General features: G+C 59.3%; 21 protein-coding genes. 10 read left to right on the forward strand and 11 right to left on the reverse strand.

The annotated features are described in order from the left end of the window. Positions 1-241 precede the first annotated feature (241 nt). The 6 genes from WDZ78_RS16480 (at position 242) to fdhD (ending at position 6,435) form a co-directional block, all read left to right on the forward strand. Positions 242-808: a F0F1 ATP synthase subunit delta gene (locus WDZ78_RS16480; protein WP_026363766.1), complete on the forward strand. Its 567-nt coding sequence runs from the start codon at positions 242-244 to the stop codon at positions 806-808. Further along, entirely contained in the window at positions 808-2,337 is a 1,530-nt protein-coding gene (gene atpA / locus WDZ78_RS16485; protein WP_004443771.1) for a F0F1 ATP synthase subunit alpha, read from the forward strand. Before WDZ78_RS16480 ends, atpA begins: the two co-directional genes overlap by 1 nt. Before the next feature lie 30 nt (positions 2,338-2,367). Beyond that, complete coding sequence (locus WDZ78_RS16490; RefSeq protein WP_020010887.1) at positions 2,368-3,246, forward strand: F0F1 ATP synthase subunit gamma; 879 nt, start codon at positions 2,368-2,370, stop codon at positions 3,244-3,246. Between the two features lie 23 nt (positions 3,247-3,269). Continuing rightward, entirely contained in the window at positions 3,270-4,724 is a 1,455-nt protein-coding gene (atpD, locus tag WDZ78_RS16495; protein WP_026363767.1) for a F0F1 ATP synthase subunit beta, read from the forward strand. Between the two features lie 130 nt (positions 4,725-4,854). Next, on the forward strand, positions 4,855-5,265 hold the full coding sequence (locus WDZ78_RS16500; RefSeq protein WP_003492358.1) for a F0F1 ATP synthase subunit epsilon: 411 nt from the start codon (positions 4,855-4,857) through the stop codon (positions 5,263-5,265). A gap of 354 nt (positions 5,266-5,619) precedes the next feature. Next, entirely contained in the window at positions 5,620-6,435 is an 816-nt protein-coding gene (gene fdhD / locus WDZ78_RS16505) for a formate dehydrogenase accessory sulfurtransferase FdhD (protein ID WP_020010890.1), read from the forward strand. A gap of 46 nt (positions 6,436-6,481) precedes the next feature. On the opposite strand, the gene WDZ78_RS16510 is transcribed toward fdhD, so the two are convergent. From WDZ78_RS16510 to WDZ78_RS16530, 5 genes are all read right to left on the reverse strand, one after another. Further along, the gene (locus WDZ78_RS16510; protein WP_425673610.1) at positions 6,482-8,251 is read right to left on the reverse strand and encodes a methyl-accepting chemotaxis protein; all 1,770 of its coding nucleotides are present in this window, start codon (positions 8,249-8,251) and stop codon (positions 6,482-6,484) included. 325 nt (positions 8,252-8,576) lie between these two features. Continuing rightward, positions 8,577-9,053, reverse strand: coding sequence for a chemotaxis protein CheW (locus WDZ78_RS16515; protein ID WP_003504949.1), 477 nt, complete (start codon positions 9,051-9,053; stop codon positions 8,577-8,579). 265 nt (positions 9,054-9,318) lie between these two features. After that, positions 9,319-13,479: a translocation/assembly module TamB domain-containing protein gene (locus WDZ78_RS16520; RefSeq protein WP_425673611.1), complete on the reverse strand. Its 4,161-nt coding sequence runs from the start codon at positions 13,477-13,479 to the stop codon at positions 9,319-9,321. Between the two features lie 45 nt (positions 13,480-13,524). Then, positions 13,525-15,450, reverse strand: a complete 1,926-nt coding sequence (locus WDZ78_RS16525) for an autotransporter assembly complex protein TamA (protein WP_425673612.1) — start codon at positions 15,448-15,450, stop codon at positions 13,525-13,527. 175 nt (positions 15,451-15,625) lie between these two features. Beyond that, positions 15,626-15,877: a YMGG-like glycine zipper-containing protein gene (locus WDZ78_RS16530; RefSeq protein WP_003504940.1), complete on the reverse strand. Its 252-nt coding sequence runs from the start codon at positions 15,875-15,877 to the stop codon at positions 15,626-15,628. A gap of 371 nt (positions 15,878-16,248) precedes the next feature. Here WDZ78_RS16530 and hemA point away from each other — a divergent pair, with 371 nt between their 5' ends. Continuing rightward, the gene (hemA, locus tag WDZ78_RS16535; RefSeq protein WP_003504938.1) at positions 16,249-17,466 is read left to right on the forward strand and encodes a 5-aminolevulinate synthase; all 1,218 of its coding nucleotides are present in this window, start codon (positions 16,249-16,251) and stop codon (positions 17,464-17,466) included. Positions 17,467-17,501: 35 nt separating this feature from the next. On the opposite strand, the gene dxr is transcribed toward hemA, so the two are convergent. Then, complete coding sequence (dxr, locus tag WDZ78_RS16540; RefSeq protein ID WP_425673613.1) at positions 17,502-18,695, reverse strand: 1-deoxy-D-xylulose-5-phosphate reductoisomerase; 1,194 nt, start codon at positions 18,693-18,695, stop codon at positions 17,502-17,504. A 188-nt stretch (positions 18,696-18,883) separates the two neighbouring features. On the opposite strand from dxr, the gene WDZ78_RS16545 reads away from it, so the two are divergent. Together WDZ78_RS16545 and WDZ78_RS16550 are read left to right on the forward strand one after the other, a co-directional pair. Continuing rightward, positions 18,884-19,585: a phosphatase PAP2 family protein gene (locus WDZ78_RS16545; protein ID WP_020010896.1), complete on the forward strand. Its 702-nt coding sequence runs from the start codon at positions 18,884-18,886 to the stop codon at positions 19,583-19,585. 30 nt (positions 19,586-19,615) lie between these two features. After that, on the forward strand, positions 19,616-20,869 hold the full coding sequence (locus tag WDZ78_RS16550; protein WP_425673614.1) for an FAD-dependent oxidoreductase: 1,254 nt from the start codon (positions 19,616-19,618) through the stop codon (positions 20,867-20,869). A 6-nt stretch (positions 20,870-20,875) separates the two neighbouring features. On the opposite strand, the gene WDZ78_RS16555 is transcribed toward WDZ78_RS16550, so the two are convergent. From WDZ78_RS16555 to WDZ78_RS16575, 5 genes are read right to left on the reverse strand one after another with little or no spacing between them, the layout of a single operon-like run. Beyond that, positions 20,876-21,802, reverse strand: a complete 927-nt coding sequence (locus tag WDZ78_RS16555; protein WP_020010898.1) for an ROK family protein — start codon at positions 21,800-21,802, stop codon at positions 20,876-20,878. A 3-nt stretch (positions 21,803-21,805) separates the two neighbouring features. Further along, on the reverse strand, positions 21,806-22,978 hold the full coding sequence (gene nagA, locus WDZ78_RS16560; RefSeq protein WP_425673615.1) for an N-acetylglucosamine-6-phosphate deacetylase: 1,173 nt from the start codon (positions 22,976-22,978) through the stop codon (positions 21,806-21,808). After that, positions 22,975-23,997 (reverse strand): SIS domain-containing protein, encoded by a 1,023-nt coding sequence (locus WDZ78_RS16565; RefSeq protein ID WP_425673616.1) that lies wholly within the window; start codon positions 23,995-23,997, stop codon positions 22,975-22,977. The genes nagA and WDZ78_RS16565 overlap by 4 nt, the downstream gene beginning before the upstream one ends. A gap of 26 nt (positions 23,998-24,023) precedes the next feature. Continuing rightward, the gene (locus WDZ78_RS16570) at positions 24,024-24,776 is read right to left on the reverse strand and encodes a GntR family transcriptional regulator (protein WP_425673617.1); all 753 of its coding nucleotides are present in this window, start codon (positions 24,774-24,776) and stop codon (positions 24,024-24,026) included. Next, a complete protein-coding gene (locus tag WDZ78_RS16575; protein ID WP_425673618.1) occupies positions 24,773-25,174 on the reverse strand; it encodes a hypothetical protein in 402 nt (133 codons plus the stop codon). Before WDZ78_RS16575 ends, WDZ78_RS16570 begins: the two co-directional genes overlap by 4 nt. Positions 25,175-25,227: 53 nt before the next feature. Here WDZ78_RS16575 and WDZ78_RS16580 point away from each other — a divergent pair, with 53 nt between their 5' ends. Further along, positions 25,228-26,409 carry a Gfo/Idh/MocA family protein gene (locus WDZ78_RS16580; RefSeq protein ID WP_425673619.1) on the forward strand — a complete coding sequence of 394 codons (1,182 nt, stop codon included), beginning with the start codon at positions 25,228-25,230 and terminating at the stop codon, positions 26,407-26,409. Positions 26,410-26,418: the final 9 nt, after the last annotated feature.

Below are 26,418 nucleotides of genomic sequence, written 5' to 3' on the forward strand. Positions count from 1 at the left end.
TGCCGCACCAGAGCCGCATCCCGAGCGAAATCGGAAAATTTAAACGCATTCCCCCTTGCCCAAACGGCGCTTTCCGCTATTACGCGTGTTGCGAGTCCCGGCGTCCTATGCTAGACGGACCGCGAAATTGGGAAAAGGCAGGGGGGAATTCCGGTCTTTTTCGGGGAAATTGAAACGATTTCAAGAATTTGATGCGGTGGAGCCCCATCGCTGATGGTCTTGGACGATTAGCAGGGAAAAAGTGCCCGTGGCAGAGACCTCCCAGGGAACATCCGGTGTAGCGGAAAGGTATGCGTCGTCGCTTTTCGAGCTTGCTTTGGAAGCGGGGGCGGTCGAAGCGGTTCAGGCCGAACTGGACAAGTTTGGCGCCCTTCTCGACGAAAGCGACGATTTGAAGCGTCTGGTTGCGAGCCCGGTGTTTTCCGCCGAGGATCAGTTCAAGGCAATCACCGCGATCTGCGAAAAGGCCGGCATCTCCGGTCTCGCTCTGAATTTCCTCAAGGTTGTTGCGAATAACCGCCGTCTCTTTGCCGTTCCCGGCATGATCCGCGCCTACCGCACCATCGCTGCCGCCCACCGCGGCGAAATCACCGCCGAGGTTACCTCGGCACATGCGCTCGACGAGGCGCAGGAAACTGAACTGAAAGCGGCGCTGAAGAGCGTTACCGGCAAGGATGTGACGATTTCCGTTACCGTCGACCCGTCGATCCTCGGCGGCCTGATCGTCAAGGTCGGCTCTCGCCAGATCGATACGTCTCTTCGCACCAAACTTTCCACCCTTAAGCTTGCACTGAAAGAGGTTGGCTGATGGATATCCGCGCCGCGGAAATTTCCGCAATTCTGAAAGATCAAATCAAAAATTTCGGCAACGAGGCGGAAGTCTCCGAAGTCGGTCAGGTGCTGTCCGTCGGTGACGGTATCGCCCGCGTCTATGGCCTCGACAATGTTCAGGCCGGCGAAATGGTCGAGTTTCCCGGCGGCATTCGCGGCATGGCGCTCAACCTCGAAGCCGACAACGTCGGTGTGGTTATCTTCGGTTCGGACCGTGACATCAAGGAAGGCGACACCGTAAAGCGGACTGGCGCTATCGTTGACGTTCCCGTCGGCCCGGAACTGCTCGGCCGCGTTGTTGACGCGCTCGGCAACCCGATCGACGGCAAGGGCCCGATCAATGCCGCCAAGCGTTCGCGTGTTGACGTCAAGGCTCCCGGCATCATTCCTCGCAAGTCGGTTCATGAGCCGATGTCGACCGGCCTCAAGGCCATCGACGCTCTCATCCCGGTTGGCCGCGGCCAGCGTGAGCTCGTCATCGGTGACCGCCAGACCGGCAAGACCGCGATCATTCTCGACACGATCCTGAACCAGAAGGCCATTCACGACAATGGTCCTGACGGCGACAAGCTTTATTGCGTTTACGTCGCTATCGGTCAGAAGCGTTCGACCGTTGCCCAGTTCGTGAAGGTTCTGGAAGAGCGCGGCGCACTGCAGTACTCGATCATCGTTGCTGCGACCGCTTCCGATCCGGCTCCGATGCAGTACCTCGCTCCGTTTGCCGGTTGCGCCATGGGTGAGTACTTCCGTGACAACGGCAAGCACGCTCTCATCGGTTACGACGACCTTTCCAAGCAGGCCGTTGCCTATCGTCAGATGTCGCTTCTGCTGCGTCGTCCTCCGGGCCGCGAAGCTTATCCGGGCGACGTTTTCTACCTTCACTCCCGTCTTCTCGAGCGCGCTGCAAAGCTCTCCGACGAAATGGGCGCAGGTTCGCTGACGGCTCTGCCTGTCATCGAAACCCAGGGTAACGACGTTTCGGCCTTTATTCCGACCAACGTGATCTCGATCACCGACGGCCAGATCTTCCTTGAAACCGACCTGTTCTACCAGGGCATTCGTCCGGCCGTTAACGTCGGTCTGTCGGTTTCGCGCGTTGGCTCCGCCGCCCAGATCAAGGCGATGAAGCAGGTTGCAGGCTCGATCAAGGGTGAACTTGCCCAGTATCGTGAAATGGCCGCCTTCGCCCAGTTCGGTTCGGACCTCGACGCTTCCACGCAGCGCCTGCTCAACCGCGGCGCCCGCCTGACCGAACTTCTGAAGCAGCCGCAGTTCTCTCCGCTCAAGACGGAAGAACAGGTTGCGGTGATCTTCGCCGGCGTCAACGGTTACCTCGACAAGGTTCCGGTCGCGCAGGTCGGCAAGTTCGAGCAGGGTCTGCTCTCCTACCTCCGGTCGGAAGGCAAGGCGATCCTCGACACCATCCGCACGGAAAAGGCTATCAGCGACGATACCAAGGGCAAGCTCAAGGGCGCTCTTGATAGCTTCGCCAAGTCTTTCTCGTAATCAGGGCTCTTTTACTCGGACGGATAACGGATGCCTTCACTAAAGGATCTGAAAAACCGCATTGCCTCCGTGAAGGCGACGCAGAAGATTACCAAGGCGATGAAAATGGTCGCCGCGGCGAAGCTTCGGCGCGCCCAGGAAGCTGCGGAGGCCGCCCGGCCTTATTCTCAGCGCATGAGCGCCGTTCTCGCCAACATCGCCAAGGCGGTCGAGGCTGACGTTGCTCCGGCGCTGATGACCGGCACCGGCAAGGACGACGTGCACCTGCTCGTCGTCTGCACGGCTGAGCGTGGTCTTTGCGGCGGTTTCAACTCGCAAATCGCCCGTTTTGCCCGCGATCACGCCCGCAAGCTGATTTCGGAAGGCAAGACGGTCAAGATCATCACGGTCGGCAAGAAGGGTTACGACAGCCTTCGCCGCGAATTTGCAGCCAACATCATCGAACGCATCGAACTGCGTGAAGTGAAGAAGGTCGGTTTTGAAAACGCCGACCAGATCGCCAAGAAGGTGATCTCGCTCTTCAACGCGGGTGAGTTTGATGTCTGCACGCTGATCTATTCGGAATTCAAGTCCGTCATCAGCCAGATCCCGACCGGCCTGCAGCTTATTCCCGCCGCAATGCCTGTTGTGGAAGAGGATGCCGCGACGCAGAGCGCCGTCTACGAATATGAGCCGGATGCGGCTTCTATTCTGGAAGACCTTATTCCGCGCAACATTTCGGTTCAGGTTTTCCGGGCTCTGCTCGAAAACGTTGCCGGTGAAATGGGCGCCAAGATGAGCGCGATGGACAATGCAACGCGCAATGCCGGTGAAATGATCAACAAGCTGACGCTTTCCTACAACCGTCAGCGTCAGGCTCAGATCACCAAGGAACTCATTGAAATCATTTCGGGCGCGGAAGCGCTCTGAGGTAAGGAAAGAGGGTAAGGATAATGGCTAAGGCAGCTACCCCCAAGAAAACCGCAGCGGTGAACGGCGCGGGCAAGGTTACCCAGGTTATCGGCGCTGTTGTCGACGTGGCGTTCGAAGGCGAACTGCCTCCGATCCTGAACGCGCTCGAAACCGAGAACAACGGCAACCGCCTCGTTCTGGAAGTCGCGCAGCATCTCGGCGAAAACGTCGTCCGCACGATCGCCATGGACTCGACCGAAGGTCTCGTCCGCGGTCAGCCGGTCAGCAACACGGGCGCTCCGATCGAGGTTCCGGTCGGTCCTGAAACGCTCGGCCGCATCATGAACGTCATCGGCGAGCCGGTTGACGAAGCAGGCCCGATCGTTACGGCCAAGAAGCGCGCCATCCACCAGGATGCGCCGTCTTATGTCGAGCAGTCGACCGAAGCACAGATCCTCGTCACCGGCATCAAGGTCGTCGACCTTCTGGCTCCTTACGCCAAGGGCGGCAAGATCGGCCTGTTCGGCGGCGCCGGCGTTGGCAAGACGGTTCTCATCATGGAACTGATCAACAACGTCGCCAAGGCGCACGGCGGTTACTCGGTATTCGCCGGCGTGGGTGAACGTACCCGCGAAGGCAACGACCTCTACCACGAAATGATCGAGTCCAACGTCAACAAGCTTGGCGGCGGCGAAGGTTCCAAGGCTGCGCTCGTTTACGGCCAGATGAACGAACCGCCGGGCGCCCGCGCCCGCGTCGCCCTGACCGGTCTGACGATCGCTGAAAACTTCCGTGACGAAGGCCAGGACGTTCTGTTCTTCGTGGACAACATCTTCCGCTTCACGCAGGCCGGTTCGGAAGTGTCGGCTCTGCTCGGCCGTATTCCTTCGGCCGTGGGCTACCAGCCGACGCTCGCAACGGACATGGGCCAGATGCAGGAACGCATCACCACCACGAACAAGGGTTCGATCACCTCGGTTCAGGCTATTTACGTTCCCGCCGACGACTTGACCGACCCCGCGCCGGCCACCTCGTTCGCGCACCTTGACGCAACGACGGTTCTGTCGCGTTCGATCGCCGAAAAGGGTATTTACCCGGCTGTTGACCCGCTCGACTCCACCTCGCGCATGCTCGACCCGATGATCGTCGGTGAAGAACACTACGAGGTTGCCCGTAAGGTTCAGTCGACCCTGCAGCGCTACAAGTCTCTCCAGGACATCATCGCCATCCTCGGCATGGACGAACTGTCGGAAGAAGACAAGCTGACGGTTGCTCGCGCCCGCAAGATCGAGCGCTTCCTGTCGCAGCCGTTCTTCGTCGCCGAAGTCTTCACCGGTTCTCCGGGCAAGCTCGTTGCGCTCGAAGACACGATCAAGGGCTTCAAGGGCCTGGTCAACGGCGAATACGACAACCTGCCGGAAGCCGCTTTCTACATGGTCGGTTCGATGGAAGAAGCCATCGAAAAGGCAAAGAAGCTGGCTGGCGAAGCTGCCTGATCATGAATTGGCGGGCGCGTGGTTCAACCGCGCGCCTTGCCGGCAATGACGGCGAAACCGGAACGGCTTTCGCCGGCGTTGTAGAAGACAAGTCCGTGACGCCCGCGTAATTGAAAAGAAGTGAATAGCCATGGCTGACAGTTTCAAATTCGATCTCGTTTCCCCGGAGCGTCTGCTCGTTTCCGAAACGGTTACGGAAGTCGTCATCCCGGCTACGCTGGGTGAAATGACCGTTCTGGCCAATCACGCGCCGACGATGACCACGATCAAGCCGGGTCTGGTGACGGTGAAGTTCGCTTCCGGTGAGACCCATAAATATGTGGTTTTCGGTGGTTTTGCCGATATTTTGCCGACCGGTTGCACGCTTCTTGCGGAATCCGCGGTTTCGGCTGATGATATGTCTCCTGACACGCTGCAGAAGCGTATCGATGCGGCCAAGGCCGAAATCGAAGAGGGCAATCATCACCACGAGCATCTGACCAAGCTTGAAAAGCACCTTTACGAACTGACGAACCTGCATGAGGTTCTCGTCGCTGCTTGAAAGCACCGGGCGGGTTCGAAAGAATGACTGCCCACAAAAAATTCAAAACAGAAAGCGGCCGGTTCGGTCGCTTTTTTGTTTTTGGGCTAGTGTCCGCCGCCCTGTCCAAGCAAAAAATGCCCGTCTCCGCGCATGAGGCCGTCCGTCAGTTCGGCGCGGGCGTCGGAATGTCGCTAGCGAATTACGCCGACGATTCACGGGCAGACAATGGGTAAAGCAGGGATAATAACGCGCCTTCAACGGGTGAACCCGGAAACCGATTCCGATTTTCATGGCTATAGGTTAGATGTGGTGGCGGGAAGAAATGCTGCTTTGGATCCTTAGCGAGACGAGGCAGATTTTCGTCATGGAGGAGTGCTCAGCGTGTCGGCAAAGGCAAGTTACCGAAGGGTCGCAAGAACCGCTCTGCGGGAAGGGGCCATAGTCGAGGGCGAGCGGGCGGTGCCTGAGGAGGTGCCGGTTGCCTTTTCTTATGGCGGCAGCACCCACGCGGTGATGATGGCAAGCCCCGCCGATCTTGTCGATTTCGCAATCGGTTTCAGTCTTACGGAGGGTATCATATCCACCAGGGCGGAAATCCGTTCCATTGAAGTGATCGAGGCCGGGCAGGGTTTTGATGTACAGGTGGATTTGCAGGATGCCAACGCGGATGCGCTGAGGGCAAGACGGCGGCATATGGCAGGCCCCGTAGGCTGCGGTCTTTGTGGCATTGAATCTATAGAACAGGCGGTCCGCGTAGTACCGGAGTTGGGCGGCGTGGAAGTCTCCGTTGACGGAGATGACATCGTTGCTGCGGTGAAAGCGCTGAATGAAGCGCAAAGCCTCAATCGCGAAACGCGGGCAGTTCACGGCGCGGGTTTCTACAATCCTCAAAAAGGGCTGCTTGCTGTCCGCGAAGATGTCGGCCGGCACAATGCGCTCGACAAGCTCGCAGGTGCGGTTATCAACGCGAACCTGTCTCCCGACGCGGGCATTGTGGTGGTCACGAGCCGCCTGTCGGTGGAAATGGTCCAGAAGACGGCCATCCTTGGCAGCCCCATTCTGGCGGCGATCTCCGCGCCCACCGCGCTTGCCATTGAAACGGCTGAGAGCTCGGGTATCACGCTTGTGGCGCTGGTGCGGGGTGAGGATTTTGAAATCTTCACCCGGGCGGATCGTATCATTCTATAACGTTGAGGCCGCCGTTTCCCGGCGGCCTTCCGGTTTCAGAGCAGACCTAGAATTCAGCCCATTCCGCTGCTGCATTTCCCTGAGACCTTGGCGCGGCGGCATATCGCGATTGCGGCGCGGGAAGTCTCGTGACGATGGCAGGCTTTTTGTCCGCCGGGCGGGCGGGCGATGCCTCGTGGGATATTCTGAACTGCCGCAGCAATTCGTGCAGATTTTCCGCCTCCGTGGCGAGGCCGTGGCTGGCGGCGGTGGTCTCCTCCACCATGGCGGCGTTTTTCTGGGTGGCCTGATCCATGACATTGACGGCCTGATTGATTTCCCGCAGACCATTCGCTTGTTCGCGCGAAGCTTCAACGATGGCCGAGACATTGGTGTCGATCTCGCCCATCTGCGACTGGATATCCCGCAGGGCGCCGCCGGTTCTGCCAACCAGATCCACGCCATTGGCGACCTGCTCGCGAGAGGTGTTGATGAGGGATTTGATTTCCTTGGCCGCAACGGCGGATCGTTGGGCGAGTTCCCGGACCTCCTGCGCCACAACGGCGAAACCCTTGCCCGCTTCCCCGGCCCGCGCGGCTTCGACCCCCGCATTCAGGGCCAGAAGATTGGTCTGGAAAGCAATATCATCGATAACGCCGATGATGTTGGTGATTTCACCCGAGGACCGGGAAATCGCGTCCATGGCGGAGATTGCCTGCTGGACGATGTCGCCGGAATGTTCGGCATGTTCTCTCGTTCGCAGCACCAGTTTGCCGGCCTCGCCGGCGCGCCGGCTGGCATCGGACACGGTCGTGGTGATTTCCTCCAGCGCGGCTGCGGTCTCTTCCAGCGAGGCTGCCTGCTGTTCGGTGCGTTGCGAAAGTTGATCGGCGGCGATGCGGATTTCGCCTGAGCCGGAGGCGATTGTCGAGGCATTATGGGCGATGTTCTGCATGGTGGCCTGCAGCTTGGCGACGACCTCGTTGAAGTCCGCACGCAGCTTTTCCATGCTGGGCACGAAGCTGTTGTCGAGACGCTGCACAAGATCACCCTCGGCGAGCGCCCGCAGAGCATCGGCAAGCACGCTGATGGCGCTCATGCGCGGCGTGACGTCGGTGGCGAACTTCACCACTTTCACCACCTTGCCGGCCTCGTCCAGCACCGGATTATAGGCAGCCTGGATCCATATCTCCTTGCCGTTCTTTCCATAGCGAACAAATTCATCCGAGATGAATTCCCCCGCCGCCAGCCGCGGCCAGAAATTGCCATAGGCAGGCGAGGCGGCATAGGCGGGATCGCAGAACATACGGTGGTGCCTGCCCTCAATTTCCTTGACGTCGTAATTCACCGTGGCGCAGAAATTCGGATTGGCGGTGATGATGGTGCCATCGGGCAAAAACTCGATGGTTGCCTGGGAACGGGAGAGCGCCTCCAGCTTGCCCGCATCGTCTACGGCCTTGATCTTCTTGGCGGTGATGTCGGTGGCGATCTTCACGACCTTGTAGGGTTTGCCCGAACGGAAAACCGGGTTGTAAGAGGCTTCGATCCAGATGACCGAGCCGTCCTTACGGATACGGCGATATTCCCTGGCCTGGAACTCGCCGCGGGCGAGAGAGGCCCAGAATTCCTGATATGCCCGCGACGCGGCGAGTTCGCTGTCGCAGAAGATGCGATGGTGCTTACCGACGATCTCGGCGAGATCATAACCCAGCGCCGCGCAGAAATTTTTATTTGCAGTGAGAATGTTACCTTTGAGATCGAATTCTATGACCGCCTGTGATTTCGATATGGCATCGAGTATATTTTTATTATCTGCGTTTTTTCCTAACCCCAGCATTACACGTCCCCCAAAATCAGCCCACGGCGCGGCGAGCCGCACAGGACATGCGGTCCACGTCGTATCATATTGAACACGAACAGGTTTTGCCGCCGAAGGCAGCAATGCAGGCACTTTTGTCTCTTCGCCTTGGTCAGGTATTGGCCCGCGTGATAGTCGTGCTGGCGCGATACTGATCTACGGCTTTTAATATTAGATATCCATAATATTAAAATGTTCTTATTCAATAAGGCGGGGTAAAGGAAAACAAAACCGCCGGGCGAGTGCTCCGGCGGTCTAGGTTGATTGATGATCCTCGTCTGGCAAGGCCAGCCAAAAGGCCTGATTAAGCGGCGAGGTCTTCCGCTTCGGTTCCCTTGAACATTTTTGCGAGGTTCAGGAAGCAGATCATGCCGTGTTCGTTGGCGATGATGCCTTCCGAATACGACTTGTCGAAAGAGGCCGAAATCTCCGGAACCGGCTGAACCTGGTTTGCCGGGATCGTCAGAATGTCGGACACACGGTCGACCAGCATGCCGATGACCATGTTGTGCACTTCCGCCACCACGATGGCGCTTCTTTCATTGGCGACGGTGCTTTTCATGCCGAGCTTGTGGGCCAGATCGATGATCGGAATGACAGAGCCGCGCAGGTTCATGACGCCGATGACGTCTTTCGGCGCGTGGGGAATGGGCGTCGAAGGCGCCCAGCCGCGAATTTCGCGGATGGTCGTCGTCTTCACGCAGAATTCCTGATCATGCAGGCGGAACGCGATGATTTCGAGCGTCTCACCGCCAAAATTGGTAGAGTTAATCATAGCCATCAGAATTCTTCCCAATGCTCGCTGTGGAGGCCGGCGCAAGTGCACCGACACTTGCATATGCGGATTTGGCGTTCTGCCTGGTGCCTGAACAACCGGAAACAATATTTCCGTCTTCAATGGAAGATTCGTAACATGAGATGGTTTCGCAAACCTAAATGCGAAGCGGCCCTGGAGTATTTTCGCTTTTCTTCGAATCACGAAAATACTCTCTTTGATTTTACGCATTGTCCGGACGTAAAACCGCTACGCACTTTTATTGGAAATGCTAATATTCCTTCTCGTAAAATATGCCGGCTGCGCCTTCGCCATCGCCACCCGCTTCCCCGCGTAGCTTCACACCCCGCCCGACATCGAGGTTGATGATGGCTTTTGCGCCGGACTCGCCGCTTTGCTGCAGCTCGAGATAGGTTCTTTCGTTCAGATATTTACCGGCGGAAACACGGGCCTGCCCTTCGGAGTCGGTCGAAATATCGAGATCGTCGACGCCGAGATTGCTTCTGAGCTTGTCGAACAGCGAGGTAGAACGCCCGCCGGCCAGCTGGGCGGCGGCGTCTGCGAGCCTCGCGATCTGCAGAGCCGAGAGTTTCGACATGGACTGGCCGAAGATCAGCTGGGCCATCACCTCGTCCTGCGGCAGGGCGGGTGCCGAGGAGAAAGCAAAGGTCGGATCGTTGGCGGTGCCGGAAACGGACACGGTGATAGTCGTTGAGCCGACTGTCGAATCCGCCTTCATATCGAGGACCGGAACGAGGCCGCCACCAAAACTGATATTGCCTGTCGTGAAATCGAGGCGGCGAGTGAGGATTTCCAGCCGGCCGCGGCGCATTTCAAAGCCACCGGAAATGACGGGAACGGCTGCCGTGCCACGGATCGTCAGATTACCCGTGAGTTCCGCATCGATGCCGCGCCCGCGCACGAAGATACCGCTTGGCGCATTCACCTGCAGATCGAGATTGATGGTGGACGAACTGCCGCTTCCGCCCTGATCAGCCCCGAGCGCCTTGGCCTGTGCGCGCACCTTTGGTGGGGCGTTCTTGTGTTTGACATCGATCTCCGTCAGCGAGGCCGGAAGTTTTTCCGGAATGGTGATGGCGCTTCTGTCCAGCGTCAGATTGCCGCCCAGAACGGGGGAATTCAGCAGCGGGCCTTTCAGCGTCAGCGTGCCGCTCACCACCGTCGTTACCAGCGTGCCGTCATTATAACCGGCGCGATTAAGCGTGATCGATATATCGGCGGGGAAACCCGAACCGCCTGATATGCCGACGCTGCCGGTTCCCGATATCGTTCCGCCGCCCGCCAGCTTGCCGGTCAATCGGGAAATGACTGCGCGGTCGCGGTCGAAGGTGATGGTGGCGCCCAGATCGTTGATGGTCAGGTTCCTGCGCACGTCGGTCAGGCGTGTACCATCGGTGGTGATGCTGCCGGTCACGACAGGTGCGGAAGCGCTGCCGGAAATCTTCACATCGATGGCGGCGCTGCCATCCACGTCGAGGCCCTGCGCTGCGGTTTGTGCTGCGACGGCGGAGAATGGCAGCCTGCCGGAAAATGCCATGGAAAGTGGACGATTGCCGGCGATGCCGAGCGAGCCGCCGCCGGAAAGCGACATGCCGCCCTGGCCGGATACATTGGTGTCGATCTGCAAGGTGCCGTCGGCGAAACGGCCATTCGCCTTGATGCCGAGCGCAGCGAGCCCCGCCGCGCGTGTCTGCGCGACCTCGGCATTGGTCCAGTTCAGATTGTAATCGACCGCCGGATTCGACGCCGCACCCTTGGCGCTCACCGTGCCGGAGATACTGCCTGCCGCATCCAGCCCGGTGGCGAAAGCATTTGCGAGACTGGCGGGCAGCGAACGGATATCGGCATTGATGTCGAGCGTTGACCCGGCAGTGCCGTTGACCTCAATGCGCCCTTCGCCCGTGATGACGGTCAGATCGGAAATGCGGGCCGTGCCGTTCTGGATGGCGATGGTGTTTGGTTTTTCAAGCCGTACTGCAATGCCCTTGGGGGCGGCGGAAAAGGCATCGACGCGCAACGTCATCGGCGAACCACCGGTGTCGGCGCTGCCCTTTACCACCAGCGGCGCGTTGTCGTAACGGCCGTTGACGTCGAACTGGGTCGTCGTGCCGGAATGTCCGATGGTGGCATTCAGGCCTGATATCGCGGCGGCGCCCGCATTGACGCTATCGGCGCTGACCTTGCCATTGATGGCAAGAACCTGAAGGTCATCGATGGAAATATCGGCGGCGAGCTTGGAGATCGTTGTCGTGCCCTGGCGGATGCTGCTGCCATTGGCCTTTATCGTCGCGGCGATCCGCCCATTGGCGTTGCTCAGGGCGATGTCGCCAGCAATATCGCCATCCGCCTGCTGCGCGGCGAGTGCGGCGAGCAGCGCAAGGTCGGGGAAATTGAAGGAAAGATTGCCCGATGGCAGGAACTGCTGCGAGAATTGCAGCTGCCCGTTCAGGATATTCCGGCCCACCGCAACGTGCAGCTCGGGCATCGCGGTGCCGTTTTCGGTCTGCACCACATCGGCATTGGCATCGATCTTCTGCCGGTCGAGACTGCCGCTGGCGGTGAGTTTCGCCTGGGGCGCAGCCGGGTCAGCCTTGCCTGTTGCATTGACCTTCAGCGCTTCCAGCGTGCGTCCGGCAAGAATGGCGCTTTCGGAACTCAAGGTGACGTTGAAATCCGGTGCGGCAAGCGCACCACTGGCCTCGATTGCAAAATCGGCGACGCCCTTTGCCTGCGGCGTCAGTTTCTCGAGCGCAGGAAATTTACCCGTGAAGCTGGCGCTTAATGCCTCGTTTTCGAGGCTGACATTGCCCGTGGCTTCGATCGTTCCCGATTTGACGACAAGGTTTTCAACGCTGGTGCGTCCACCGATGGTCAGGTCGATATCGCCCTGGAGGGCAATGGTCGTATCGAATTTTTCCGCCAGCGCCGGTGGAAGGGTGGCGGGCAATGCGAAGAGCTGAATGCTGGAGGTGAGGCGATTGCCGGCGAGATCGAAACTGCCCTTCAGCGTGCCGCCGACACTGGCGCTTTCCAGCGTCGCGCCATCGAAGCCGATAGCGGAAGAGGTGAGGCTGAGCGGCGCCTTGATGGTGAGTGGCGCACGCACCAGCCGGTCGATATCCGGGCTGACGAAGGACGATTGCGCCACGGACAGGACCGTCGCGATCGTGCCACTGCGGTTGGCGACGTTGAGATCGGCGCTCTCGGCCGTCAGTTTGACATCGTCAAGCCGGCCTTGAGGCAGGGAAAGGCTGCGCAACGATACGGTCGTGTTGAGATGTGCAGCCTCCGCTCCACCCTTGAGGGAAAGATCGAGGCCGTTGATGAGAGCCTGAACCTCGCCATTCTCCAGCGGCCAGCGAAAATCCACGGGGCCGGCGGTGCCGATGAGATTGGCGGCAAGATCATTTTCACCGTTCGGATCGACGGAGCCTGATGCCGTCAGCAGCAACGTGCCGGTTTCCAGCGTGCTGCTGCCTATTTCGATGCGGCCCTGCGGCGAAAGGGTCGCATTTGCATCAAGCTTCGTCTCGCCGGCAAAAAGCTGGCGGAAGGCCGGGGGCAGAAGCAGGTCCGGCTGGCCACCGCCCGCAATTTCGATACGGCGTGTGCCATCATCACCAAGAAGGTGGCGGCCGGTCACATTGACGACGGGGTTACCGGCGACATTGCCGCGCAGGCTACCGGTCCAGTCGGAAAGCGGGCCTTCACCGTTGAGGTCTATCGCCACCGCAGGTGTGCCGGGAAGCGAAAGCAATGTGGCGAGAAGCCCGCCCTCGGGCTCCTTCATCTCCGCTTTCAGCTTCAGGACGTTTTCATTCGGAAGGAAAGCAACGTCGGCGTTAACCTCCGCATCCGGCGCATTCAGCCGGTGGGCCGTGAGCGACAGCCTGATGTCGTCCCGGGCGGCCTTGAGGCTGCCTTCCGCGGTCAGGTCGAAAGGACGGCCGAGAAGTGATTGTCCAAGGCTGATATCGGGAAAGCTGAAATTGTCGACGGCGACTTCGATCGGCAGCGAGGAGTTGCCGGAACTCTTGGCTGCCGCCTGCTCTGACGCAAGCGGTTTGCGCTCGACATCGATCGATCCGGCTGAGACGCGCTCGGCATGGAAGGTGCCGGCAAGCAGCGAGAGCGGCGACCAGTCGACGGCGACCTGGTTCACGCGGGCATAGGGGCCCTGCCGGTCTGAAAGCGTGACATTGTCAAGCCGAAGGCGGCCGGTCAAAAGGCCGCTCGGGGGAGAAATCTCGATCACCTGATCGGGCGTGGAAACGAGTGATGAAATCTGCGTTGCGGCGATTCTTGCGCCCATCGGCGTAAAACCGACGAACAGAACCGCGAGCAACACCAGCACCACGCCGAACAAAGCAGCGTAACCCAGCCATTTCAGCAATCGAATCAACATTTTCATAAAGGGTAATCTACACTCTGTTGCAAGGGTGTTCGACTGCGGCGTTTAAAAAGACTGGCCGATGCCAGCATAAATGCCGAAACTGTTGCCACCATCGTATTTTTCAAGCGGCATGGCGACATCGAGACGCAGAGGCCCGAAGGGCGTCGCGTAACGCAGGCCGATACCGGCGCCAGCCCGGATATCGGAAAAATCGGGGGTCACTTCATCCGAAACCACACCCGCGTCGATGAAGGGCACGATGCCGATCGTATCGGTGACCTTGATGCGGGCTTCGATGGAGCCGACCACATAAGAGCGGCCGCCGGTCGCGTCGCCAGCGGCGTTATACGGCGATATTTCCTGATAGCTGTAGCCGCGCACCGATCCGCCGCCACCGGCATAAAAGCGCCTTGTGGTGGGAATGTCCTGCAGATCGCTGCCGCCAACGAGCACGCCACCGGAAAGCTTTCCGGCCATGATCAGCCGGTCTTCGGCGCCAATCCCCTTGTAGCCCGAGATGGAGCCTTCGAAAGAGGAAAAGAACGTGCCGTTCAGCGCTTCATAGCTAGGCTTGGCGGCCACAGAGGCACGGAAGCCTTCGGTGGGGTTGAGCTTGTCGTCGCGTGTATCACGAACGAATTCCAGCGGGATGGAGGTGGTGAGATATTCGTTCTTGCCGAATGCGTCTTCCGTATCGGCCCATTGCACCTCAAGGCCGGCTGCGGCTGTATCGGTATCGTTGAGCTCGTAGGCGAAACCGGCTGTGCCCGTCACTGTCTTGGCGTCGTATGTATCGGGGTGTTCGGTCTTGGCAATCAGGCTGGTCTTGAAGGTGGTGCGCGGATTGAACATGCCGGGCTTGGTGAAAGTGATGCCCGCCGAATAATCCATGCCTTCGACGCTCGATGCTTCGGCGATGCGCGAGACAGAACCTTCGATACGCAGCGATTCCGCCTGTCCGAACAGGTTCCGATGTCCCCAATACCCCTGAAGGCCGATGCCTTCCGTGGTGGAGTATTGTGCGCCGACGCCGAAATAGCGGTGTTTGCCTTCCGAGACCTCGATGGTGAGCGGAATGGTGCCGTCGCGCGCCAGCGTTCCCGCTTCCTTGATGGTCAGGCTGGAAAAGACGCCCAGCTGCCGCAGCCGGTCGGCGGCCTTGCGCAGTTTCTCCGGGGAATAGGGCTCGCTGCCATTGAGGCGCGAGTAACGGCGGATGAAATCGCCATCGACGGTTTTTTCACCTGTCACGGTCACCGTGCCGAGGGGCGCCACGGGACCGCCTTCGGCTGCCATGGTGATGTCGACGGTGTTCGTTGCGTGGTTGGCAACCGCCTCGCGTTTCGTCAGTTTCGCAAGCGGACGGCCTTCGGCCTTCAGATCATCGATCAGCTTGTTACCGGCGCGGATGATGGCGAGAGAACCGGCGTCACCCCCGGTTATCAGGCCGTATTCCTCAAGGTTACGGCCAGTCACATCGCCTTCCAGCCGGACATTGCCGAGTTTGAAGACCGGGCCGGGCGTTACCGTGATCACCACGGGCACGGGAGCGGAATGATCGAACACCGGATTGGGCGGCAGGCTATCCACATCCTTGCCGGCGACGGTGACCTTGACGATTCCGCCGTAACGGGCGTTTTCATAAAGCGCCGCAATCAGCCTGTCCCTGTCGTCTCTTGCCTTTATCAGAAGGCCAAGATCGCCCGAGGCCGGCTTCTCCTTGTCCGCAAGGAGAAGCGAGCTGTTTTCCAGGCTGTCTTTCAGGGATTTATCGGCGTCGGGGGCATCAAGCGTGACGGCATATTTGACCGGATTGATAACCTCGACCTCCGGTTCTTCCGAACCCCAGAGGCGCATGCCGAACAGTTTGAAGGCGAAGGCGTCACGGGTAAATGCCGGATACAGGGCGAACGTCACAGCAACCGCGAGCGCGGTGCCGGCTTTCCGATACGCAATACCTGTCTTCGGGTTAGTTCGTGTTCTTCGCATAAGCTGCTTTATGGTTGAGCTTTTATTGTCGCCCCAACCCGTTTCCTGTCCGTTAACATTGCAATTTAATCATAAATAAACGGCTTTGAGGACCCTCCGCCCCGTCTTTTGCCCGCCATAACGCAAAAAGCCCCGGATGACCGGGGCTTCTGTGCAACGGTATTTCGCGAAGCGATTAGCGGCAACGCGCCGTGTAACGCTGACCGTACTGGTCGCGATAATAGCAATAGCCCGGCTCGGAAGCATTGCCGATCAGAGCGCCGCCAACACCGCCGATCGCTGCGCCAACTGCTGCGCCGCGAACGTTACCCGTGATGGCTCCACCAATAACAGCGCCGGAAACGGCACCGATCGAAGCGCCCTTTTCCGTCTGCGTGCAGCTTGCAAGCGACAGGCCGACCAGCGCAAATATGATTGCCTTTTTCATGAAACTCTCTCCAACGTTACAATGAGCTCTTCGGCTCGGTAGGCGTCCCATATTTATCTGCGGCGACTGCTACCTCCGACCGCCACAGATAACTAACAATTCGATGTCGTTTAGGGAAGCCTCATCTTCCAGGCATTCCTGCGAGCGTAAATCGATTGTGTGCCAGACAACGGCGCCACGCGAAAAAGGTTCCAAATCTCGCGGTTTTTTGATGTGAATCAATTTTGTACTTTTCATCAGCGTCTATAAACGGTTTATTGGAATGGTTCAAAACAACGGCGAATTGACGCAGACGTGGTTAAAGCAGCTCGCAAGGGTTGACGGTCCCGGTGTCGAGGCAGAAAACGATCTGGTCAATTCTGGAGCATGGCATGGACTTCGAGGCATTTTTCACAACGGAACTGCAGAGCCTGCATTCTGAGGGACGCTATCGCGTTTTTGCGGATATCGAACGCCAGCAGGGCAATTTTCCCCGCGCGACACGGTACAACGCCAATGGCGAACGCAAGGACGTAACCGTCTGGTGCTCCAACGACTATCTGGGCATGGGCCAGAACCCGAAGGTCATCGAAGCCATGAAAGCCGCTATCGATCACTGTGGCGCGGGTGCGGGAGGCACCCGGAATATTTCTGGTACCAACCATTATCACGTCCTGCTTGAACAGGAACTTGCCGACCTCCATGGCAAGGAATCGGCGCTGATCTTCACGTCGGGTTATGTTTCCAACTGGGCGACCCTCGGCACGCTCGGCCAGAAAATTCCGGGCCTCATCATTTTTTCCGACGCGCTGAACCATGCATCGATGATCGAAGGCATCCGTTATGGCCGTTGCGAGCGGGTTATCTGGAAACACAACGATCTCGAAGATCTCGAAGCCAAGCTCAAGGCCGCCGATCCGAACGCGCCGAAGCTGATCGCTTTCGAATCCGTCTATTCGATGGATGGCGACATCGCGCCGATCAAGGAAATCTGCGATCTGGCCGACCGTTATGGCGCCATGACCTATCTCGATGAAGTTCACGCTGTCGGCATGTACGGTCCGCGCGGCGGCGGCATTGCCGAGCGCGAAGGCCTGATGGATCGTCTGACGATCATAGAGGGTACGCTCGGAAAGGCCTTCGGTGTGATGGGTGGTTATATTACCGGGTCCACCGCGGTCTGCGACTTCATTCGCTCCTTCGCCTCCGGCTTCATCTTCACGACGGCCCTGCCGCCGTCGCTCGCCGCCGGCGCGATCGCTTCGATCCAGCATCTGAAGGCAAGCCCCTTCGAGCGCGCCCGCCATCAGGATCGCGTGCGCAAGCTGCGCGGTCTTCTCGATGCACGCGGTATTCCGCACATGGACAATCCCAGCCACATCGTGCCGGTCATGGTGGGTGATGCCGCCAAGTGTAAATGGATTTCGGATATTCTGCTCGACAGTCACGGCGTTTACGTGCAGCCGATCAATTATCCGACCGTGCCGCGCAAGACCGAGCGCCTGCGTATCACGCCCACGCCGCTGCACAGCGATGCCGATATCGAGCATCTCGTTGGCGCGCTGCACCAGCTCTGGTCACATTGTGCACTGGCGCGTGCGGTGGCGTGAGGCCGCAGTTAAGATAAAAGAAGACCGGGCCGCGTTTACGCGGCCTTTTCTTTTGTGGCGATCAATTCACGGGCGTGACGGCGGGCTTCCTCATCCGCTGCGAAGACGTCTTCAATGGTCGCGGCAGATCGGCCGTCATGCATGCGGTCCATGACCGTTTCGACGATCTCGGCCATATCGAGAAAACCGATGCCGCCTGCGACGAAGGCGTGGAAGGCGGTCTCTTCGGCGGCATTCAGGGCTGCGCCCTGCAAGCCGCCGCGTTCCAGCGCCGTGCGGGCCAGACGGATCGCCGGGAAGCGGGCTTCATCCGGTGCTTCGAAATCGAGCCGCGCCAGTTTTGCGAAATCCAGCCGCTCGACATTCAGATTGCCGCGTTGCGGATAGGTGAGGGCATAAGAAATAGCGGTGCGCATGTCGGGAGAGCCGAGTTGGGCGATATAGGAACCATCGGTATAACCCACCATCGAATGGATGATCGACTGCGGGTGGACGATCACCTCCACCTGATCGGGCCTGAGATCGAAGAGATATTTCGCCTCGATCATTTCCAGCCCCTTGTTGAACATCGAGGCGCTGCCGATGGAGACCTTCAGCCCCATCGACCAGTTGGGATGGGCGCGGGCGACATCCGCCGTGACATTGGCCATCTCGTCGCGCGACCAGGTGCGGAACGGCCCGCCGGAGGCCGTCAGCACGATGCGCTCCACGGCCTGTTTATGTTCGCCCGTCAGGCACTGGAAGATTGCGCTGTGCTCGCTGTCAACGGGGATCAGTCTGCCGCCGCCCTGCTTGACCGTACGCAGAAAAACATCACCAGCCGAAACCAGGCATTCCTTGTTGGCGAGGGCTATATCTGCGCCACGCTGCGCGGCTGTCAGCGTCGGCGCGAGACCGGGGGTTCCGGCAATCGCTGCCATCACCCAGCCGGCATCCATCGATGCCGCTTCTTCGAGGCCGGATTTGCCTGCCGCAACCTCTATGCCGGTGCCGGCAAGGGCCGATTTCAGCGCTTCGTATTTGTCATCTTCAGCCGTGACTGCCAGCCGCGCGCCGAATTCCCGCGCTTGTTCCGCAAGGAGAGCAATGTTGCCTGCGCCGGTCAACGCCGTGATCTCGAACGCGTCGCGGCCACCCAGCTGACGGACCACATCCAGCGTGCTGGTGCCGATCGAACCCGTCGAACCCAATATTGTCAGCTTGCGTGGCATTTCACTGGCATCCGTCATTTTCAGTCCGTCGGTCGTTTCCGCTTCGCACCTCTTGGTGCCTGTCGTTCTCCCGAAATCGCTACGCACTTTCGGGCAACATGCATTAGCCTCTACTCGCGAAAACCAGCCATAACAAGGACAAAGCCCGGGCTATTGTTTTTGCGGAGGGCAAAGCCATATGCAAGAAAAACAATGAGAGGATATTGATGCGACGTTTCCTGGTTTCCAGCGGGTGGATTTTTGCGGCAAGCCTTGTGCTGGTCCTGGTCTTCATTCCTTTTGATCCGCGTCTTTCCGAAAGTGCGCAGGCCCTGCCGGGTGGGGTGGTTTCCTTTAACCGCGCGATTACCGATTTCGGAACCTTCCGCTGGATGCTCTATTCCACCGGCCTTCTGGCGATATTGGCCTATGTCGCCGCACGGGTTTTAAAGGCACAGACCTACAATGGACGCCTGAGGACGGCATGGCGGCTTCTGGCTTATTTCTTCCTGACGATCGGAACGGCGAGCATTCTCGTCCATACGCTGAAATTCCTGATCGGTCGGGCAAGGCCGGAGCTTCTTCTTGAAATGGGTGCCTACAGCCTCACTCCTTTCACCGGCGACAATCTCTATGAAAGTTTTCCCTCCGGCCATTCGACAGCTGCCGGGGCGTTTTTCGGTGTTTTCGCCATGTTGATGCCGCGCTTCCGCTGGGTGTTTCTCCTGTTTGCCCTCGTCATCGGTGTTTCGCGTGTCATCGTCGGCGCACATTATCCAAGCGATGTCGCCGCCGGACTGTTGCTCGGCATGTGGACGGCCATGGCCTTCGCCTTTATCTTTGCCCGGTCCGAAATGCTGTTCCGGTTCGATGCGCAGGGCTGGCCGCAACCGAAAAATGCAAATCTTCCGGCGGCGGATACACGATAGAGACTTTCAGCGGGCCATAGGGGGAAGGTGATGGAGGAAGCGACAAACGCTCCGGAAAATGACGGCAAGTCCGTTCAGCATATCCGTACAACCGTCGCCGTGGCCGGCGGCGGGCCGGCGGGCATGATGCTTGGCCTGCTGCTTGCGCGCAGCGGTATCGATGTCGTCGTCGTCGAAAAACATGGGGATTTTCTCCGCGATTTTCGTGGCGACACCATCCATCCCTCAACGCTTGAATTGATGGAGCAACTCGGTTTTGTCGATGAGTTCCTGAGCCTGCCGCATACGCGTGCGCCAAGGCTGAATGCCGTCATCGGCGGCGAGCGTGTCACGATAGCGGATTTTTCCCGCCTGCCGGTCCGCCACCGCTTCATCGCCTTTATGCCGCAATGGGATTTTCTCAATTTCATCGTCGGCAAGGCGGGGCAATACGAAAATTTCCGATTGCTGATGAATGCGCCGGTGACCGGCCTGATCGAGCGTGGCGGGCATGTTGGCGGTCTCACGGTCAGCACACCGGAAGGCATCATCGAGATCGAGGCCGATCTGGTGGTGGGGGCGGATGGGCGTAACTCCACCGTCCGCGAGGCGGCGGGGCTGGAGGTGCAGCGTTTCGGCATTCCGACCGAGGTGCTGTGGTTGCGTCTTTCGAAACAGCCCGGTGATCCAACGGAAACCATGGGGCATGCCGGCTCGCGTCAGGGTTTCGTCATGATCAACCGGGGTGACTACTGGCAATGCGGTTATGTGGTGCGAAAGGGATTTTTCGCGGACATAAAGCTGCAGGGAATTGAAGCCTTCAGGGACAGGGTTGCGGAAATCTGCCCTTTCCCGCGCGAAAGGCTGGATGAGCTCAAGAGCTGGGATGACGTGCATCTCCTGACCGTCCGTATCGACCGGCTGAAGCGCTGGTGGAAACCGGGTCTGATCTGTATTGGTGACGCGGCCCATGCCATGTCGCCTGTCGGCGGTGTCGGCATTAATCTGGCCATTCAGGATGCGGTTGCGGCGGCCAATATATTGGTGCCGGTGCTCGTATCCGGCCGCGCCGTTACCGACGACGATCTCGCCGCAATTGAAAAGCGGCGATCCTTCCCGACCAAGGCCACGCAATTTCTGCAGCGGATGATGCGTATTGGCGGCAAAAAGGGACGGGCCGATGCGGAAAAACCGAAAGGACCGCCAGCCTTTGTGCTGGCCATCATGCGGTTTCCGCTCCTTTCACATCTGACCGGCCGGCTGGTAGGGCTGGGTTTCCGCCGGGAAAAGATCGAGACGGTGTGACGCCGCTCAGGCAGCGCCGGCGGTTTCTTTCTCATGTTTCAGCCCGATAACGGCGGAACCGATCAGCCCCGGCTCAATGCGGCAGATCGCGGGCACGACCAGAGGGCGATCGAAGCGTCTGAGAATGCGGCTCCTGACCACCTCGTCCAGAGCCGCGAGAAGCGCCTTCGAATTGGAAAGTCCGCCGCCGACCGGCACGATGGTTGCGCCGGTGACGTTAATTACCATCGCCAGAGGCGAGGCGAGAATATCGATGAGGACATCAATGGTTCTTGTGGCCTTCGCATCGCCCGCCTGCCAGGCCGCAATGATGTCCTCGCTGGTCATCTCCTGCCGGTGAAGATGCGAATGCAGTTTTTCCATGCCACGGGCGCTGCCGATTGCGTCGACGCAGCCGGCAAGGCCGCAACCGCATTCGAAACGCGGCAGTGAAACCGGCGGGTTTCCGGCCAATGTCGCTGCCACCGGTCCGTGTCCCCATTCGCCGGCGAAACCGCCGTCGCTGTTGATGAGCTTGCCGTCGATGACAAGGCCGCCACCGACACCCGTTCCGAGGATAACGCCGAAGACCACGCGATGGCCGCGCCCGGAACCGATTTCCGATTCGGCGATCACGAAACAATCGGCATCGTTCGATACGATGACGGGAAGGTGCAGCGCCTTTTCCAGCTCGTCCTTCAATACCCTGCCGTGGATACTCTGAATATTGGCGACAGTGGCCTTACCGGTGTCGGCGTCGATGACGCCGGCAATCGACAGCGACACGCAGGCGGGTGTACCGCCGCTATTATCGATGACGGATTTCAGGCCGGCGGCGAAGTCTTCAAAACTGGTCTTGGGCGTCGGGATGCGCGGCACGGGGCGAATATCGTCGGGAGCGTATGCAATCGCACCCTTGATGGTCGTTCCGCCTATATCGAAACAAACGATCATGATTCAGGCTCCGAAACGTGCGGCATCGTGGATTTTTTCTCCTGATATCCATGTCGAATGCATCTGAAGGTCGGGTGTCAGCATGACGAAATCCGCATCGAAACCGGGCAGGAGTCTGCCTTTGCCGGAAGCGCCGACCGCGTCGGCGGGATAGGCGGAAGCCATTCTCAAGGCCTCTTCCAAAGGTGTGTCCAGCTTTTCATGCATGAAGCGGATGCAGGAGAGCATATCGATATCCGCCCCCGCCAGCGTGCCGTCTTCAAGCGTCAGCCGGCCGCCGTTGCGATAGACACGCCTGCCATTCAGTTCAAAACCATCATCGTCCGTGCCGATGGTGGACATGGCGTCGGTAACGAGAAAAATGCGGCCGGGACTATTCTTGGCGCGAAGCGCGATGCCGATCGCCGTGGGATCGACATGGAAACCGTCGGCGATCAGTCCGCAATCCAGCTTGCCGTTCGAAAGTGCCGCTCCCACCAGCCCAGGCTCGCGGTGGCCGAGCGGGCTCATGGCGTTGAAGAGATGTGTCACCATGGAGGCGCCGGCCTCGGCATAGGCCGTCGCCACGCCGAGACCCGCATCGGTATGGCCGAGGCTGACAACGATACCGGCTTTGCGCAGCGCTGCGACTTGCTCTTCGGTTACGTTTTCCGGGGCGATGGTTGTCAGCACGAAAGGAAGTTTCGCCTTGCAGCCGGTCAGAATCGCAAGGTCGGCCGTTTCCATCTTTCGGATCAGCGCTGGATCATGGGTGCCCTTGCGGGCGACGGAAAGATGCGGCCCTTCGAAATGCAGGCCGAGGAAGCCGGGCACCCCAGCCTTGTGGGCGGCGATGCCGGCTTCGGCGGCTTTGGCTGTTATATCCGGCCGGTCGGTGATGAGGGTGACCATCAGCGCCGTGGTGCCGAATTGCGCATGGGCCGAGCAGATGCGGGCAATGCCCTCTACATCCGGCTTGTTGTTGAACATCACGCCGCCGCCGCCATTGACCTGAAGGTCGATGAAGCCCGGCGCAATGAGCAGTTCTTCCGCATCGATAATGTCGGCGTCCGCGGGCACGGACACGCGGTCGACGATGTCGCCGACACGGCCGTCGCTGATCACCAGCACCTTGCCATCGTGCCATGCGGCGCCATCGAAAATGCGGGCGCCGACAAATGCCTTGCTGCTGCTCATTGGGTTTCCGTCACCTTCTTCAACGCCACGGGCGCATCCGGATTGAAGCCCCGTGCGCGCGACAATTGCTCGATGAAGCCGTAAAACGGCGCGATCAGCAACAGGGCGTCGGTGAGCGGGTGATTGGTTTCCACAAACGGCAGGGGCTTGGCCGGGCTGCCTTTTGTGGAAGTGACGAAAACGCTTGCGCCCTTGCCGGCGAGACCGGCCGCTATGTCAGTCACGGAGGTTTCGGCGCGGTCACGCGCGGCAAAAGCGATGACGGGAAATTTCGGCGCGACCAGCGAAACGGGGCCGTGCATGACTTCCGCCGACGAATAGGCCTCCGCGTGCAGTTCGCAGGTTTCCTTGCATTTCAGGGCGGCTTCCGCAGCGATGGCGAGGGCCGGACCGCGGCCCAGCATATAGAGCGATTCCTCGCCCTTGACTGCTTCGCCGATCTGGCTCCAGTCCAGCGCGATGGCCTTGGCGAAATTCTGCGGCAGGGCGCTGACGGCCTTGGCAAGCAGGCTGTCTTCCGTCCATTCGGCAAGGATCGCGAGGCCGGCGACGATGGAGTTGACGAAAGATTTGGTTGCCGCCACAGCTTTTTCAGGACCCGCCTGGATGTTGATGGCGTGATTCGCCGCGTCGCCGAGCGGGGAGGGTAGGGTGTTAACGAGCGAGAAGGTAAGCGCGCCACCCCTGCGGGCGCTTTCTGCGAGAGCGACGATGTCAGGGCTTTTACCGGATTGTGAGACGGCGAAGGCCGCCGCCCGTTCCAGCCGCAGCTTCGTCTGGTAGATCGAGGCGAGCGAGGGGCCGAGCGAGGCGACCGGCAGCCCGGTCTGCAATTCGATCGCATATTTCAGGAAATGCGCGGCGTGGTCGGAGGAACCGCGTGCGATGGTGACGATAACGGCCGGGTCACGGGCCTTCAGGTGAGCGCCGGCTTCCCGGAAATCGGCATCGGCATTGTCCAGCAGGCGGGCGACTGCATCGGGAATCTCATCGATTTCCTGGCGCATCAGGGTTGTCATCGTTTCGTGTCCTTGATCAGGGTTTGTCACTCGGGACCCATCGTCAGTTCGGCGACGAGGTCATAGGCGTCACTGCGGTACAGTGCGCGGGATATTTCCATGAGGCGCCCGCTTTCCAGATAGGCCATTCGCTGAACGGAAAGCGCTGCCGAGCCCGGCGGGACCCCAAGCAGCAATGTTTCCTCATCGGTGAGATTGCGGGCGGAGATGCGCTGAATGGCGCGCACGGGGCGGATGCCGCTTTTCTCGAGCTCCAGATAAAGCGAGTTTTCAACCAGTTGCGGGTCGGGCAGAATATCGCCTGGCAGGCTCGTGACTTCGAGTGCGATCGGCTGGTCGTTGGCGAGACGCAGACGTGTGAGCCGCGCCACCATGGCGGATTGGGAAAGCCCGAGCGCCATCATCTCGTCGCCGGTCGGGTGGAACAGGCCCCTGTCCAGCCAGCGGGTGCTCGCCGTCATCCCGCGCCGGCGCATGTCCTCGGTAAACGAGGTGAGCTTGGTCAGGGGCTGCTGCATGCGGGCGATGGGCTTGACGACAAAAGTGCCTGAGCCGTGCCGGCGGACCAGAAGACCATCGCGGACGAGATCGTCCACCGCCTTGCGCACCGTGACGCGGCTGACGCAGGCGCTTTCGGCAATATCGCGCTCCGGCGGCAAAGCGTCGCCATGTTTCAGGCGGCCGCCATTGATGGCGTCTTCAATCGTCTGGCGCAGTTTCAGGTAAAGCGGGCCGCCGCCTGATTGCAGGTCATCCAGATTAAGCGCTGCCCCGTTCATCCATAACCTCTGTCACGATCCATGTGGTCGGCGATATGGCCGGCTCTGGCTATATCATATGCCGCGTAATCGGCAATACCAAAATAAAACCATTGTCGGATTTGTACGATTAATCGGTGATTTTTTCGATATTTTGCCTGATAATAAGGCTGGGTGCTTGATATTTTCGCATTAACCAAAAAAAATTTCTCGATAACGGAATTGCTCTGGACGATTGGCATTTTTTTGGTATTGTTTTTTTGCGTTGGTGGCCGCGGCGATCTGTTTCGCGCCGGTCTCGACGAAAAAGTCGGTTTCGAGCTGGCGGCAGCATTTGTGAAATCGAATTTAACTTGACCGTCGTGAAAATTAATTTCATCGTGGCGGAAAATTATCGCAGATAACTGGATGGCCAGCACAGAAATGGTCGCTTCTGCGAAAATGAATTACGAATGAACAGGGAACAAAGTTCATGAAGGTGGGAATTATCGGACTCGGATTCCGTCTCGGTTATCTGGGCTACGTTTTTCATGAGATCGACAGGGATTTCGAGATCGTCGGTTATGTCGATCCCGCGCCGGCGGGCCTGCCGGGCCTGCAGGAGAAGGGCATTTCGGCCGGCAAGGCTTACGATAGCCCCGAGGCGCTGATCGCAAACGAAAAATTCGATCTGCTAATGATCGGCTCGCCGAACCATATGCATCTTGAGCATATCCGCATCGGGCTTGAGGCCGGTTGCACCATCTTCTCCGAAAAACCCATCGTCGTCAGCATCGAGGAAAGCCTCGAACTCGCCCGGCTGCTCAACAAGCACGGCCACGAGCGGCTGCTCGTTGGTCTGGTCCTGCGTTACTCCCCGCTTTACCGCGATCTGCGCGCCGCGCAGGCCGAAGGCAGGCTGGGTGATGTCGTTTCCATCGAGGCCTCGGAGCATATTCCGCCCTATCACGGCGCATTCTTCATGCGCGACTGGCGGCGTTACGAGAATTATTCCGGTTCCTTCATGCTGGAAAAATGCTGCCACGACCTCGATCTCTATAATGGCGTGGTCGGCGCGCGGCCGCGTTTCGTATCGAGTTTCGGCGGGCGCAAGAGCTTCACGCCGGCGAACGCGCCGCAGAATGACGGCATCAACGACATGGAGGTTTACCATCGCAAGCCGAGCGGATGGATGGGTTCCGACAAGGTCTTCGACAGCGACGGCGACATCATCGACTACCAGACGGCGATCGTCGAATACGAGAACGGCGCGTCGCTTGCCTTCCATACCAATCTCAACGTTCCCGACGATTTCCGCCGCTTCTGCGTGATCGGCGCCAAGGGCATGGCCGAGGGCGATTTTGTTCGCGGCTTCCTGAACGTGCACAACGCCCGGACCAATGAAAAGACCGTCGCCAAGACCTATTCGGCGGCGACCACGCTCTCGCAGCATTATGGTGCGGATGAGCAGATGGCCGAGGATGTTATCGCTCATATCGTCAAGGGTACGCCGCTCCCGGTTTCCGCGCTCGACGCGATCGAGGCCGGAATTCTGGCGCTTGCCATGGATGAAGCGCGCCATGGCCGTAAAGTGATCGATCTCAAGCCGGTGTGGGAGGAATATGATCTGGCGCTGCACGGGCAGCCTAAATCCCCCGCCGTGAAATCGGCTTGAGGGGCGCGG

Source organism: Agrobacterium sp. M50-1 (assembly GCF_049843495.1).
In the GTDB taxonomy this organism is placed as follows: Bacteria; Pseudomonadota; Alphaproteobacteria; order Rhizobiales; family Rhizobiaceae; genus Agrobacterium; species Agrobacterium radiobacter.